Source organism: Streptomyces sp. NPDC005402, from assembly GCF_040606575.1.
Classification (GTDB): domain Bacteria; phylum Actinomycetota; class Actinomycetes; order Streptomycetales; family Streptomycetaceae; genus Streptomyces.
In genome coordinates this window covers 1-13,137 of sequence record NZ_JBEXFB010000007.1, presented here as the reverse complement: position 1 = coordinate 13,137, position 13,137 = coordinate 1, and the positions used below count along the sequence as shown (strand labels likewise).

At 70.4% G+C, this 13,137-nt stretch carries 10 protein-coding genes; 8 read left to right on the top strand and 2 right to left on the bottom strand.

Annotated features, from left to right (window positions below; translation table 11 throughout):
- The first annotated feature begins 7 nt into the window (after positions 1-7).
- The 5 genes from ABZT02_RS15200 to ABZT02_RS15180 all read left to right on the top strand — a co-directional run bounded on the left by ABZT02_RS15200 (position 8) and on the right by ABZT02_RS15180 (position 5,525).
- Positions 8-1,375, top strand: coding sequence for a phosphomannomutase/phosphoglucomutase (locus ABZT02_RS15200; protein WP_356018038.1), 1,368 nt, complete (start codon positions 8-10; stop codon positions 1,373-1,375).
- Between the two features lie 307 nt (positions 1,376-1,682).
- Positions 1,683-1,853 carry a Trm112 family protein gene (locus tag ABZT02_RS15195; RefSeq protein ID WP_007382472.1) on the top strand — a complete coding sequence of 57 codons (171 nt, stop codon included), beginning with the start codon at positions 1,683-1,685 and terminating at the stop codon, positions 1,851-1,853.
- 180 nt (positions 1,854-2,033) lie between these two features.
- Positions 2,034-3,164 carry an SIS domain-containing protein gene (locus tag ABZT02_RS15190; protein ID WP_356018035.1) on the top strand — a complete coding sequence of 377 codons (1,131 nt, stop codon included), beginning with the start codon at positions 2,034-2,036 and terminating at the stop codon, positions 3,162-3,164.
- A 45-nt stretch (positions 3,165-3,209) separates the two neighbouring features.
- A complete protein-coding gene (manA, locus tag ABZT02_RS15185; RefSeq protein ID WP_356018033.1) occupies positions 3,210-4,361 on the top strand; it encodes a mannose-6-phosphate isomerase, class I in 1,152 nt (383 codons plus the stop codon).
- 183 nt (positions 4,362-4,544) lie between these two features.
- Positions 4,545-5,525, top strand: coding sequence for a cation diffusion facilitator family transporter (locus ABZT02_RS15180; RefSeq protein ID WP_356018031.1), 981 nt, complete (start codon positions 4,545-4,547; stop codon positions 5,523-5,525).
- A gap of 60 nt (positions 5,526-5,585) precedes the next feature.
- Here ABZT02_RS15180 and ABZT02_RS15175 read toward each other — a convergent pair whose 3' ends face one another.
- Positions 5,586-7,844 carry a fructose-specific PTS transporter subunit EIIC gene (locus ABZT02_RS15175; RefSeq protein ID WP_356018029.1) on the bottom strand — a complete coding sequence of 753 codons (2,259 nt, stop codon included), beginning with the start codon at positions 7,842-7,844 and terminating at the stop codon, positions 5,586-5,588.
- A gap of 490 nt (positions 7,845-8,334) precedes the next feature.
- Here ABZT02_RS15175 and ahcY point away from each other — a divergent pair, with 490 nt between their 5' ends.
- Together ahcY and ABZT02_RS15165 are read left to right on the top strand one after the other, a co-directional pair.
- A complete protein-coding gene (gene ahcY, locus ABZT02_RS15170) occupies positions 8,335-9,792 on the top strand; it encodes an adenosylhomocysteinase (protein ID WP_356018025.1) in 1,458 nt (485 codons plus the stop codon).
- Positions 9,793-9,941: 149 nt separating this feature from the next.
- On the top strand, positions 9,942-10,571 hold the full coding sequence (locus tag ABZT02_RS15165) for a hypothetical protein (protein ID WP_356018023.1): 630 nt from the start codon (positions 9,942-9,944) through the stop codon (positions 10,569-10,571).
- A 62-nt stretch (positions 10,572-10,633) separates the two neighbouring features.
- On the opposite strand, the gene ABZT02_RS15160 is transcribed toward ABZT02_RS15165, so the two are convergent.
- Positions 10,634-11,644, bottom strand: a complete 1,011-nt coding sequence (locus tag ABZT02_RS15160; RefSeq protein ID WP_356018021.1) for an RDD family protein — start codon at positions 11,642-11,644, stop codon at positions 10,634-10,636.
- Between the two features lie 131 nt (positions 11,645-11,775).
- Here ABZT02_RS15160 and ABZT02_RS15155 point away from each other — a divergent pair, with 131 nt between their 5' ends.
- Complete coding sequence (locus ABZT02_RS15155; protein ID WP_356018019.1) at positions 11,776-12,783, top strand: stage II sporulation protein M; 1,008 nt, start codon at positions 11,776-11,778, stop codon at positions 12,781-12,783.
- The last annotated feature ends 354 nt before the right edge of the window (positions 12,784-13,137 follow it).

The window sequence follows — 13,137 nt, the reverse complement described above, 5'->3', positions numbered from 1 at the left end:
AGAAGGGTTGGCCGTGGCTGATCTGTCACAGCTCGTGAAGGCGTACGACGTGCGCGGAGTCGTTCCCGACCAGTGGGACGAGACGCTGGCCGAGCTCTTTGGTGCCGCCTTCGTCCAGGTGACCGGGGCGAGCGCCATCGTGACGGGTCACGACATGCGGCCCACGTCCCCGGGCCTGTCGCGGGCCTTCGCACGCGGAGCGGCCGCCCTCGGCGTGGACGTCACCGAGATCGGTCTGTGCTCGACCGACCAGCTGTACTACGCCTCCGGCGCGCTGAACCTGCCCGGCGCGATGTTCACGGCCTCCCACAACCCCGCGCAGTACAACGGCATCAAGATGTGCCGCGCGGGCGCGGCCCCGGTGGGCCAGGACACCGGCCTCGCCGAGATCCGCGCACTGGTCGAGCGGTGGAGCGAGACGGGCGCCCCGGAGCCGGCGGCCTCGACGGGAACGCTCACTCGGCGGGACACGCTGGAGGACTACGCGGCCCACCTGCTCTCCCTCGTCGACCTGACCTCCATCCGCCCTCTGAAGGTCGTCGTCGACGCGGGCAACGGCATGGGCGGCCACACCGTCCCGACCGTCTTCTCCGGACTGCCCCTGGACACCGTCCCGATGTACTTCGAGCTGGACGGCACCTTCCCGAACCACGAGGCCAACCCCCTGGACCCGGCCAACATCGTCGACCTCCAGGAGCGCGTCCGCGAGGAGGAGGCCGACCTCGGCATCGCCTTCGACGGCGACGCCGACCGCTGCTTCGTCGTCGACGAGCACGGCGACCCGGTCTCCCCGTCCGCCGTCACCGCCCTCGTGGCCTCCCGAGAGCTCGCCAGGCACGGCGGCAAGGGCACGGTCATCCACAACCTGATCACCTCCTGGTCGGTCCCGGAGGTCGTCGAGGAGAACGGCGGCACACCGGTACGCACCCGCGTGGGCCACTCCTTCATCAAGGCCGAGATGGCGAGGACCGGCGCGATCTTCGGCGGCGAGCACTCCGCGCACTACTACTTCAAGGACTTCTGGAACGCCGACACGGGCATGCTGGCGGCCCTGCACGTGCTGGCCGCGCTCGGCGGCCAGGACGGCCCGCTGTCGTCCCTGGTGGCCCAGTACGACCGTTACGCCGGCTCCGGCGAGATCAACTCCACGGTCGCCGACCAGGCCGGCCGCCTGGCGGCCATCAGGGCGGCCTACGAGGGGCAGGAGGGCGTCCGGCTCGACGAACTCGACGGCCTCACGATCACCACCTCCGACTGGTGGTTCAACGTCCGCCCCTCCAACACCGAGCCTCTTCTGCGCCTGAACGCCGAGGCGAGGGACGAGGCGACCATGGCGAAGGTGCGGGACGAGATATTGGCGATCATCAGGGCCTGAAACGCCGGTCAGGGCGACCTCAGCCCGTCCGGCGTTCCAGGACGAGGCCCTTCGGGCCGATGGGGGTCCGGGGGCGTAGCCCCCGGGCGGGGTCGAGGGGGCGGGGTCGAAGGGGCGGCAGCCCCTGGGGACGGGACGGGCAGGGGCGGCGGGGGCGAAAACCCAACAGCCCCCCATAGGGGCGGCGGGGGCGAAAACCCAAGGCCCCCACCCGGACCTCGCCCAACCCCCGCACCCAACTCTCCCCGGCGGTACCCTGACCAGGCACATCCGCACATGCAGCCGTACCGCCCCGAAGGGAACCCCCATGCCGCTCGAAGCCGGCCTCCTGGAGATCCTCGCCTGCCCGGCCTGCCACGCCCCCCTCAAGGAGCAGGACACCGAGCTGATCTGCACCGGTCAGGACTGCGGCCTGGCATACCCCGTCCGCGACGGCATCCCCGTCCTCCTCGTCGACGAGGCCCGCCGCCCCGCGTAAGCGCCCCGCCGCCGTAGGCGAGACAGCGCACCAGCTGCCGTAAGCGACAACGACACAGCGACCACCGGTGTCCCGGACCCGCGCGGCCGACGACCCGGCGAAGCGACAATCCGGTGTCCCGGAGACCCGCCGAAGCACATCCGGCGTCCCGGAGACCCGGCGATCGGAGGCTGCCGCCCCATGCTCGACGAATCGCTGCTCGACACCCCCGAGGCCCTCTCGGAGGCCGACCGCCGAGGCCTGCTCCGCGGTGCCGCGGAGGCCGGCGCCCGCGTCCGCACAGCAGCCCGGCACGCCGCCGAGGCCGGGGTGAACGACCTCAAGCCCGACGGCCGCCCACGCGCGGTCCTCATCGCGGGCCCCGGTGCCGCCGCCACCCACGTCGCCGACCTCCTCGGCACGCTCGCCGGCGCCGGCAGCCCCGTCACGCGCCTCGCCCCCACCGGCGTCGCCCCCGCGGCCGGCGCCCTGCGCTGGGAACTCCCCGGCTGGGCGGGCTCGGTCGACCTGCTCCTGATCGCCACCCCGGACGGCACCGAGCCGGGCCTGTCCCTGCTCGCCGACCAGGCCTACCGCCGCGGCTGCACGGTCGTCGCCGTGGCCCCCGGCCAGACCCCGCTCTTCGAGGCGGTCGAGGGCGCCCACGGTCTGTTCGTGCCCATGGCGACCGCCCCGTACGAGGAGCAGGACACACCCCTCACCGCATCCGCCCCCGGCGTCCTGTGGGCCCTGCTGACCCCGCTCCTCGCGGTCCTCGACCGCACCGGCCTGCTCACCGCCCCGCCCGACACCCTCGAGAAGATCGCCGGTCGCCTCGACCACATCGCCGAGCGCTGCGGCCCCGCCATCGCGACCTACAGCAACCCGGCCAAGACCCTCGCCGCCGAACTCGCCGACGCGCTCCCGGTGATCTGGACCGAGGGCACCTCCGCGGGCCCCGCGGGCCGGCGTTTCGCGGCGGCCCTCGCCGAGCTCTCCGGCCGCCCGTCCGTGGTCTCCGAACTGCCCGAGGCCCTCGCCGCGCACAGCACGCTGCTGTCCGGACCGCTGGCCGCCGGCGCCGACCCCGACGACTTCTTCCGCGACCGCGTCGAGGAACCTCCCGCGCTGCACGCACGCGTGGTGCTCCTTCGCGACCGTCCCATCGGCGGTCTCAGCGCCGCCCCGTCCGCCCGCGAGCTGGCCCTGAGCCACGACACGCCGATCAGCGAGCTGGAACCGGAGTCGGGGGGCGAGATCGAGACCCTCGCGGAACTGATCGCCGTCACGGATTTCGCCGCCGTTTACCTGGCGCTCGCCTCGGGGGCCTGACGTTGCCCAGGACGCCCTGAAAGCCGTACGTACAGAAAGAGCCTGATGGACCGCCTCGACAACACCATCCGCCCCTACGCCTGGGGTTCCACCACCGCCATCCCCGAACTCCTCGGCGTCCGGCCGACCGGTGAACCGCAGGCGGAGATGTGGATGGGCGCCCACCCCGGAGCCCCCTCACGCACCGGCCGGGGCACGCTGGTCGAGGTCATCGACGCGGACCCGGCGAAGGAGCTCGGCGCCGACGCGGTCGCCAAGTTCGGCCCCCGGCTGCCCTTCCTGCTCAAGATCCTCGCCGCGGGCGCCCCGCTCTCCCTCCAGGTGCACCCCGACCTCGCCCAGGCGAAAGAGGGCTACGCCGACGAGGAGCGCCGCGGCATCCCCGTGGACGCGGGCCACCGCAACTACAAGGACGCCAACCACAAGCCCGAACTGATCTGCGCGCTCACCGAGTTCGACGGCCTGTGCGGCTTCCGCGAACCCGCGCACGCGGCCGAGCTGCTCGACGCGCTCGGCGTCGACTCACTCAAGCCGTACGTCGACCTCCTGCACGCCCGCCCCGAGGAGGCGGCCCTGCGCGAGGTCCTGACGGCCGTCCTCACCGCCGACCGGGAGGAGATGGCCCACACGGTCACCGAGGCCGCGGCCGCCTGCGCCCGCCTCGGCGGCGACCACGCCCCGTACGCCGACATCGCCCACCACTACCCGGGCGACCCGGGCGTCATCGCCGCGATGCTGCTCAACCACGTCCGGCTCCAGCCCGGCGAGGCCCTGTTCCTCGGCGCCGGCATCCCGCACGCCTACCTGAGCGGCCTCGGCGTCGAGATCATGGCCAACTCCGACAACGTCCTGCGCTGCGGCCTGACCCCCAAGCACGTCGACGTCCCCGAACTCCTGCGCATCGTCCGCTTCGAGGCCGCCGACCCGGGCGTGCTCCGCCCCGAGGCGTCCCCCGACGGCGAGGAGGTCTACGAGACCCCCATCGACGAGTTCCGACTGTCCCGGTATGTCCTCCCCGAAGGTGCCGCCCCCCACGACCTGACCCGCCCGACCCCCCAGATCCTGCTCTGCACGGCAGGTTCCGTGCGAGTCGGGGAACACGAACTGAGCCCCGGCCAGTCGGTGTTCGTACCGGCGGGCGAGACGGCCGAGGTGTCCGGCAGGGGCACAGTCTTCCGGGCGACCGTGATCGTGTGACCCCGCTTGTGAGACAGGGGCATGCGACAGGGACGTGCGACAGGACGTGTGATCGTATGACCGGCCCTGTGGACGGCTGAGACGTCCGAGCCGGGGGAGGCTGCAAGAATGGCCCTCCGGCAAAGGACGGGCAAAGGCCGGGACGGCGTAGAGGCACTTGAGGCGAAGGGACAACGCGACCAGATGAGCGCGTCAGGCGGAACCAGGGCGATCGTGGCGGCACTCGGCGCCAACCTCGCGATCGCGGCATCGAAGTTCGTGGCGTTCGCGTTCAGCGGCTCGTCCTCGATGCTCGCCGAGGGCGTGCACTCGCTCGCCGACTCCGGGAACCAGTTTCTGCTGCTGGTCGGCGGCAAGAAGGCCCAGCGCGAGGCCACCCCGCAACACCCCTTCGGCTACGGGCGAGAACGCTACATCTACGCCTTCCTGGTCTCCATCGTCCTCTTCTCGGTCGGCGGCATGTTCGCCGTCTACGAGGGCTACGAGAAGATCAAGCACCCGCACGAGATCGAGCACTGGTACTGGCCGGTGGGCGTCCTCGTCTTCGCGATCATCGCCGAGGGCTTCTCCTTCCGGACGGCCATCAAGGAGTCCAACCCGCTACGCGGGGACCTCTCCTGGAAGGAGTTCGTGCGCCGCGCCAAGGCACCCGAGCTCCCGGTCGTCCTCCTGGAGGACTTCGGCGCACTCGTCGGCCTGGTCCTCGCCCTCGGCGGCGTCGGCCTGGCCCTGCTCACCGGCGACGGCGTCTGGGACGGCATCGGCACCCTCTGCATCGGCATCCTGCTCATCCTGATCGCCCTCGTCCTGGCCGTGGAGACCAAGTCCCTGCTGCTCGGCGAGGCCGCAGGCATCGAGGCCGTCCAGAAGATCGAGGCCGCGATCGTCGACGGCGAGACCGTCACCGGCATCATCCACATGCGCACGCTCCACCTCGGCCCCGAGGAACTGCTCGTCGCCGCCAAGATCGCCGTCCAGCACGACGACACGGCCGGCGAGGTCGCCTCCGCGATCAACGCCGCCGAGTCCCGGATCCGCGAGGCCGTCCCCATCGCCCGCGTCATCTACCTCGAACCGGACATCTACAGCGAGGCCGAAGCCCGCAAGGGGGCCGACCGCGAGGCGACCCCCGGGGGACCGGCGCCGCACCCCGCCGAGCACTGATCACCGGCCCACGGCGGCTGTACGGGCCCGCGTCCCCGCACGGGGGCGCGGGCCCTTCACTCACCTGATCTCGCTCAGCACGTCCAGCACGGCCCTCTCGTCCGGCGCCGCGATGAGCCTCTCCCGGAACCCGGGGTCCATCAGCTTCCGCGACAACAGGGCCAGGAGCCGCAGGTGTTCGTCGCCCGCGGCCGCCTCCGGCACGGAGATCATGAAGACCAGCCTGGCCTTCGTACCGTCCAGCGAGCCCCACTCGACGCCCTCGGCGGACCGTGCGAACCCGACGACGGGCGCGGTTACCGCATCCGTCTTGGCGTGCGGGATCGCGATCTCCTCCCCGAGTCCGGTGGTTCCCTGCTCCTCCCGCCGCAGGGCGGTGGCGACCAACTCGTCCACGTCCGTCACCTTGCCGGTCCGGACGAGCAGCTCCGCCATCTCCCGGATGGCTGCCTCCTTGTCCCGGGCGTCGAGGTCGACCTTGACGGTCTGCTCGGTGAGGTAGCCGGAGAGGACTTCGCGGTCGGGTTCGGCCGCTTCAGCCGTGGCGGCGCTGCTGGATTTGGCGTCGGTACTGGTCTTGACCCCGGCGCTGGTCCTGACGGTCACCTCGGCTTGGGTGTCGGCTTCAGTATCCGCACCCGCACCCGCACCGGCACCGGCGTCGGCGTCGGAAGCCGCGGCCTTCTGCGCCCCAGCCGCTGCCGACTCCGTGGCGGGCGGCGCGCTCGAGGCGACGACCCGCTGCGCCACCACGGCACCGACGGCTCCACCAGCCGCCGCACCGGCGCCCACTCCGACCAGCGCGGGCTCGAGCGGTGCGGCCACGCCCGGCTCGGCCACGCCCAGCCCGGGCACCGGTGCCGTGCCCGTGCGCCTCCGCTCGCTGATGTCGACCAGCGTGACCGTCGTCAGCGCGGTGACCGCCGTACCGATCAGCACGGCCACGAAGAACACCGGCACCCCGCTCACCGCACCCAGCACCGCCACGATGGGCCCGCCGTGCGGCACCGCGTCCTCGACACCGGCGACACCGGCGACGGCACCGGCCACCGCCCCACCGAGCATGTTGGCCGGGATGACCTGTGCGGGCCGCGCCGCCGCGAACGGGATCGCGCCCTCGGAGATGCCGAAGCAGCCCATGAACAGGGCGGCCAGCCCGGACTCCCGCTCCTGCTCGGTGTAGAGCCGCTTCCGTATCAACGTGGCCACACCCTGCCCCAGGGGCATGACCGGGATCGCGGCCGCGCACATGCCCATGACCGTCTGGTTGCCGGTCGCGATCAGCCCGGTGCCGAACAGGAACGCCGTCTTGTTGACCGGCCCGCCCATGTCGAACGCGATCATCAGCCCCAGAATCGCGCCCAGCAGGATCGCACTGGTGCCGGTCATCCCGCTGAGCCAGTCGGTGAGGTGCTCGAACACCCAGGAGATCGGCTTCCCGATGACGTAGATGAAGAACAGCCCGAGCGCCGTGGTCACCACGATCGGGATCACGATGATCGGCATGATCGGCTGCACGAACTTCGGGACCTTGACCTTCTTGATCCACAACACCAGATACCCGGCGAGGAACCCGGTCACGATCGCCCCGATGAACCCGGCGCCCGCCTTCGAGTCGTACAGCGAGCCCGTGTTCGCGATCCAGCCACCGATCATGCCGGGGACGAGGGCGGGGCGGTCGGCGACGGCGTAAGCGATGTATCCGGACAGGATCGGGATCATCAGCTGGAAGCCGATGACACCGATCTGATTGACGTCGGCCCAAAAGGTGCCCTCGGGGATCACATAGCCCTTGGCTGTCGCGTCGCCTCCGAGCGCGAGCGAGACCGCGATCAGGAGACCCCCGACGACTACGAACGGGATCATGTACGAGACGCCGTTCATCAGCGCCTTGTAGACGGTGCTCCGTTGCTTGCCACCGTCGCCCGACGCAGCCGCCGCAGGCTTGCTGTCCGCCGTGTGCACCGGCGCCGACCGCACCCGCTCGATCAACCGCTCAGGATGGTGAATCCCCTCCGCCACTCCCACGGTCAGGACCCGCTTGCCCACGAAACGGCTCAGGTCCACGTCCTTGTCCGCGGCGACGATGACGCCGTCCGCAGTGCTGACATCGTTGTCATCCAGGACGTTTTCAGCCCCGATAGATCCCTGGGTCTCCACCTTCATGTCGATGCCACGGCTCGCGGCGGCCTGCGCGAGCTTCTCCGCGGCCATGTACGTGTGGGCGATGCCGGTCGGGCACGCGGTCACCGCCAGCAGCCTCACCTGCTGCTGCTCGGTGCCGCCGCCCGTGGGGGGAGGTCCGGCCGGACTGGTCACGTCGATCTCCTAACGCCTTTGTCACGCGGAAACGCCGTGCCCGACGTCCCGCAAGATCGATCAGAGGTGCCGATCTCTTCGCTTCCCTCCGCACCTGCCCAGACCGCCCAAGGAGCAAAAGTCCCCGGATGACCTGGTCTGTTGTCGCCCGTTTCATAGTTCGCAGGCATGGTGCAACCGCCGTCCGGGCACCCTGCCAGGACGACTGACGGCACCCCGCCGCCATTCCGGCCGGCCACCCCTGATCGGCCTGATGTATTCGGAGGCGGACTGGGGTGCCCGGGCCGACCGGTGTAGCTTGGGACGGAGCCAGACGTCGCTGCTGATGGCGGTCGGGCGGTCCCACCGCGGACCGACCGAGGGAGAGAGGGCCTCCGACGGACTGCGCTGCGCGCACCGGGCATGCCTATGTCCTCTTCGGGCACCCCTGTGTCCGCCGCCGCGCAGACCAGCCGTACCCACCTCGCCCCAACCCCGAGGAGCAGCTCGAATGACGACTGTCGAAAACCGACAGGACTTCAAGGTCGCCGACCTCTCCCTGGCCGAGTTCGGCCGCAAGGAGATCACTCTCGCCGAGCACGAGATGCCCGGCCTGATGGCGATCCGCCGGGAGTTCGCCGCCACCCAGCCGCTGGCCGGCGCCCGCATCATGGGCTCCCTGCACATGACCGTGCAGACCGCCGTCCTGATCGAGACCCTGGTCGCCCTCGGCGCCGAGGTCCGCTGGGTCTCCTGCAACATCTTCTCCACCCAGGACCACGCGGCCGCCGCTGTCGCGGTAGGCCCGAACGGAACGCCCGAGAACCCCCAGGGCATCCCGGTCTTTGCCTGGAAGGGCGAGACCCTGGAGGAGTACTGGTGGTGCACGGAGCAGGCTCTGACCTGGCCGAACACCCCCACCGGCGGCCCGAACATGATCCTGGACGACGGCGGTGACGCCACCCTCCTGGTCCACAAGGGCGTCGAGTACGAGAAGGCCGGCAAGGTCCCCTCGGTCGACACCGCAGAGAACGAGGAGCACCGGGTCATCCTGGAGCTCCTGAACCGCACTATCACCGACGGTTCCCAGAAGTGGACCCAGCTCGCCTCGGAGATCCGCGGCGTGACCGAGGAGACCACGACCGGCGTCCACCGTCTGTACGAGATGCACCGCGACGGCACCCTCCTGTTCCCGGCGATCAACGTCAACGACGCCGTCACCAAGTCGAAGTTCGACAACAAGTACGGCTGCCGCCACTCCCTGATCGACGGCATCAACCGCGCGACCGACGTCCTCATCGGCGGCAAGACCGCGGTCGTCTGCGGCTACGGCGACGTGGGCAAGGGCTGCGCGGAGTCCCTGCGCGGCCAGGGCGCCCGCGTCATCGTCACCGAGATCGACCCGATCTGCGCCCTGCAGGCGGCGATGGACGGCTACCAGGTCACGACGCTGGACGAGGTCGTCGACAAGGCCGACATCTTCATCACCACCACGGGCAACAAGGACATCATCATGGCCTCGGACATGGCCAAGATGAAGCACCAGGCGATCGTCGGCAACATCGGCCACTTCGACAACGAGATCGACATGGCCGGCCTCGCCCAGATCCCCGGCATCGTCAAGGACGAGGTCAAGCCGCAGGTCCACACCTGGAAGTTCCCCGACGGCAAGGTCCTGATCGTCCTCTCCGAGGGCCGCCTGCTGAACCTGGGCAACGCCACCGGCCACCCGTCGTTCGTGATGTCCAACTCCTTCGCGGACCAGACCCTGGCCCAGATCGAGCTGTTCACCAAGCCCGACGAGTACCCGACCGACGTCTACGTGCTGCCCAAGCACCTCGACGAGAAGGTCGCCCGCCTCCACCTGGACGCGCTCGGTGTGAAGCTGACCAAGCTGCGCCCGGAGCAGGCGTCGTACATCGGCGTCGAGGTCGACGGCCCGTACAAGCCGGACCACTACCGCTACTGAGCCGTCCGGCACAGCAGTAGTCCCTTAGAGGCAGGCCCCCGCACCCCCGTGTCGGGGGCCTGCCCCTTTGGCCCAGTGACCCTTCTTCGGTCTTGCCCCCACGCCGTGAGACCGCCAGGCCGGACAGCCCGTCAGAACCCAGGACCCCCATGCCCCGCGGCCGTTATTCGCTCCACGATCCGCACGATCACACCCCCCTCGCGGAAGAACACTTCCAGTGCGCCCCCGGCCCGTCCGGCTGGCGCTACGTCTCTCAACTGACCACCCCCGCGGGCGATCACAGCGGCTCGGTCGACCTCACCCTCGACGCACTCGGCCGCCCCATCCGCCTCGAACTGCACGCCGCGAGCTGGCAGGTGCGCGGCGCCGCACTGGACGGCGTCACCTGGGTCCGCACGGACCCCACCGGCACCCACGCCACGGAAGGCAATGTCCCCGCCCACGCCTTCACCGGCACATCCCCCGCGTTCCTCGTCGCCACCACCCGCCTCCTGCGCCTCACCCCCTCCGCATCAGCAACTCGCGTACGCCTCGTGGCCTTCACGGACCCCGTCCTCGCCCCGCGCACCGTGGACCAGTCCTGGACCTTGCTGAAAAGAGAAGCACACGCCACTGACAACGGCCCGCTGACAGTGGAGGAATACCAGGTCACAGCCCTGGACACGGGCGAGCAGCACAACGTGCACATCGCCGGGGACGTGGTCCTCGCGGCCCCCGGCATCGAGCTGGAGGACCTTGAATCACCACCGTCGAGGTTCCCTGAAACACCGCTCGACTGAACCGGCTTCAGCCAAAGCCCGCTCCGGCACCTGACGTCGGCGTGGCCGCGGACACCTGGGGATCACGCCGGCGGAACGAACCCGGATGCGGGCCTGCTCTCCGGCGGCACGGTGGGCCGAGCTCCGGCAGCGGGCGCCTCGGACGGGGCCCCCTCCACCGGAACGCCGGCACGTCCTACGCCCGGAGCCGTCTCGGCGCCGTACGAGACGGGCGGCTGCGGAGAGGACGGAGCAGTGGGCCCCGTCCCCGGGTACGAGTAGCCGCTCTGCGCCCCTGCAGCAGGACCGGGGCCGATCACCGGAGACGCCCCGGGCGCCGTCGTAACGCTGCCGAAGGCCCGCCTGGACTCGCGGGCCTGCCGCTCCTGCACCACCGCCGCGAGATACGCGCCCGGCGGCACATCCCGCGGCGCCGGAGCCCCCGTACGCGCCGCGAGATCGGACGCCAGTCGCTCCGCCATGGCCCAGCCGACCTGCGGATCGAGTTGGTGCATCCGCGTCAGGTACTGACGGACGGCAAGCCACAGGCCATCGGGAACCGCCGACAGATCGAGTTCGGAGAACCGGCCGGCCAGCCAGGGCGGAGGCGGCGGCACGAAGCCGCTGGGCGCCACGGGAATCCGCTCCCGCACGACCAGCGTCCCCGCGAACACGTCACCGAGCCGACGCCCACGCGCCGAGACAAGCGAGGCGATACAGGCCACGACCCCGAACGTCATCAGAATCTCGACCACACCGATGGCACCCCGCACCAGCGCATGCCGGAACCGGATGGGCCCGCCGTCGTCCCGTACGACGCGAAGCCCCACGGCGAGCTTGCCCAGCGACCGCCCATGGCTGAGCGTCTCGACCGCGATCGGCCCGCCCACCAGGACGAGCAGGAACGCGGCGATCGACAGCGCCATCTGGGCCGCGTCGTCCAAAGAAGCGGAAGCGGCCACTACCGCGATGGTCACGGCGATGTACACGACCACGGCCACGATCAGATCGATCAGCACGGCCAACGCCCTGCTGGGCAGCCTCGCCGGGCGCAACTCAAGCGCCACCGCCTCGCCCGTCACCAGCTCACTCACGCCCGCCGCCCTTCCCCTGACCTGCCCTCGTGAACAGCCAGTCTGCCAAGCTGAGGGCGCATCGCGCCGCAGTACGACAAGCTGACATCCACGACGGACCGCCGACGATCAGCCGAGGAGCAGGCAAACCGATGGACCTCGACGTCTTCGTCACCGCCCACCGAGCCGAGTGGGACCGCCTCGACGCCCTGCTCCGGCGCCAGCGCCGCCTCAACGGAGCCGAGACGGACGAACTCGTCACCCTCTATCAGCGCACCGCCACTCATCTCTCCCTGATCCAGTCCAGCGCCCCCGACCCACAGCTCACCGGCCGACTCAGCCAACTCGTGGCACGCGCGCGTAGTGCCGTCACAGGCACCCGCCGCGCTTCTTGGCGCGACGTCACACGCTTCCTCGCATACGGCTTCCCCGCCGCCGTCTACCGATCGCGCCACTGGTGGGTGCCCACCGCGCTGCTCTCCACTGTCGTCGCAGCCCTCCTGGGCTGGTGGATCGGCACCCATCCCGAGGTGCAGTCCTCCATAGCGGCCCCCAGCGAGCTGCGCGAGCTCACCCGCCCCGGCGGCCAGTACGAGACGTACTACTCGAGCCATCCCGCGGCATCCTTCGCCGCCCAGGTCTGGACGAACAACGCACAGGCCGCCGCCATGTGCCTGGTCCTGGGCGTCTTTCTGGGCCTCCCGGTCCTCTGGATCCTGTTCCAGAACATGCTCAACCTCGGTGTCGGCGTCGGCCTGATGTCCTCGGCCGGCCGCCTGGACACCTTCCTCGGCCTTGTCCTCCCGCACGGCCTTCTCGAGCTCACCGCGGTCTTCGTCGCCGCGGGCACGGGCCTGCGTCTCGGCTGGACCCTGATCGATCCGGGTCCCCGCTCCCGCCGCACCGCGCTGGCGGAGGAGGGGCGAGCCGCCGTCGGCATGGCGATAGGCCTCGCCCTGGTCCTGTTCGTCTCCGGAGCCATAGAAGGCTTCGTCACGCCGTCGGGCCTGCCCACCTGGGCCCGCATAACCATTGGGATCGTCGCCGAGACGGCCTTCCTCGCCTACGTCTTCGTCCTGGGCGGACGAGCGGCCCGAGCCGGTGACACGGGCGACGTCGAGGCGGCCGAACGCAGTGCCACGGTCCCCACCGCTGCCTGATGTGCGTGGGACCGGGCTGAGCTGCTACTGTCTCCTTCGCCCCGCAGGAGCCGTTGACACGGACGGTGTGGGGAGGTAGATTCGAACAGTTGCCTGGAGCTGGGTTCACCGGCTCGGTAGCAGTGAGTGTCTGTCTGCTTCTGGAAATCTCGATTTCGAAGAAGCCCCTTCCCGATAAATCGGAAACAGATGGCCGGTCAGTCCGGTCCGGAAGTTCTGATAAAGTCGGAACCGCCGGAAAGGGAAACGCGGAAGCGGGAACCTGGAAAGCACCGAGGAAATCGGAACCGGAAACGGTCTGATAGAGTCGGAAACGCAAGACCGAAGGGAAAAGCCCGGAGGAAAGCCCGAGAG

Bases quoted from the DNA above. Each gene is read 5' to 3' on its own strand.
- ABZT02_RS15180 (WP_356018031.1), top strand. From the start codon at position 4,545: ATGAGCGCGTCAGGCGGAACCAGGGCGATCGTGGCGGCACTCGGCGCC.
- ABZT02_RS15165 (WP_356018023.1), top strand. From the start codon at position 9,942: ATGCCCCGCGGCCGTTATTCGCTCCACGATCCGCACGATCACACCCCC.
- ABZT02_RS15195 (WP_007382472.1), top strand. From the start codon at position 1,683: ATGCCGCTCGAAGCCGGCCTCCTGGAGATCCTCGCCTGCCCGGCCTGC.
- manA (WP_356018033.1), top strand. From the start codon at position 3,210: ATGGACCGCCTCGACAACACCATCCGCCCCTACGCCTGGGGTTCCACC.
- ABZT02_RS15155 (WP_356018019.1), top strand. From the start codon at position 11,776: ATGGACCTCGACGTCTTCGTCACCGCCCACCGAGCCGAGTGGGACCGC.
- ABZT02_RS15190 (WP_356018035.1), top strand. From the start codon at position 2,034: ATGCTCGACGAATCGCTGCTCGACACCCCCGAGGCCCTCTCGGAGGCC.
- ahcY (WP_356018025.1), top strand. From the start codon at position 8,335: ATGACGACTGTCGAAAACCGACAGGACTTCAAGGTCGCCGACCTCTCC.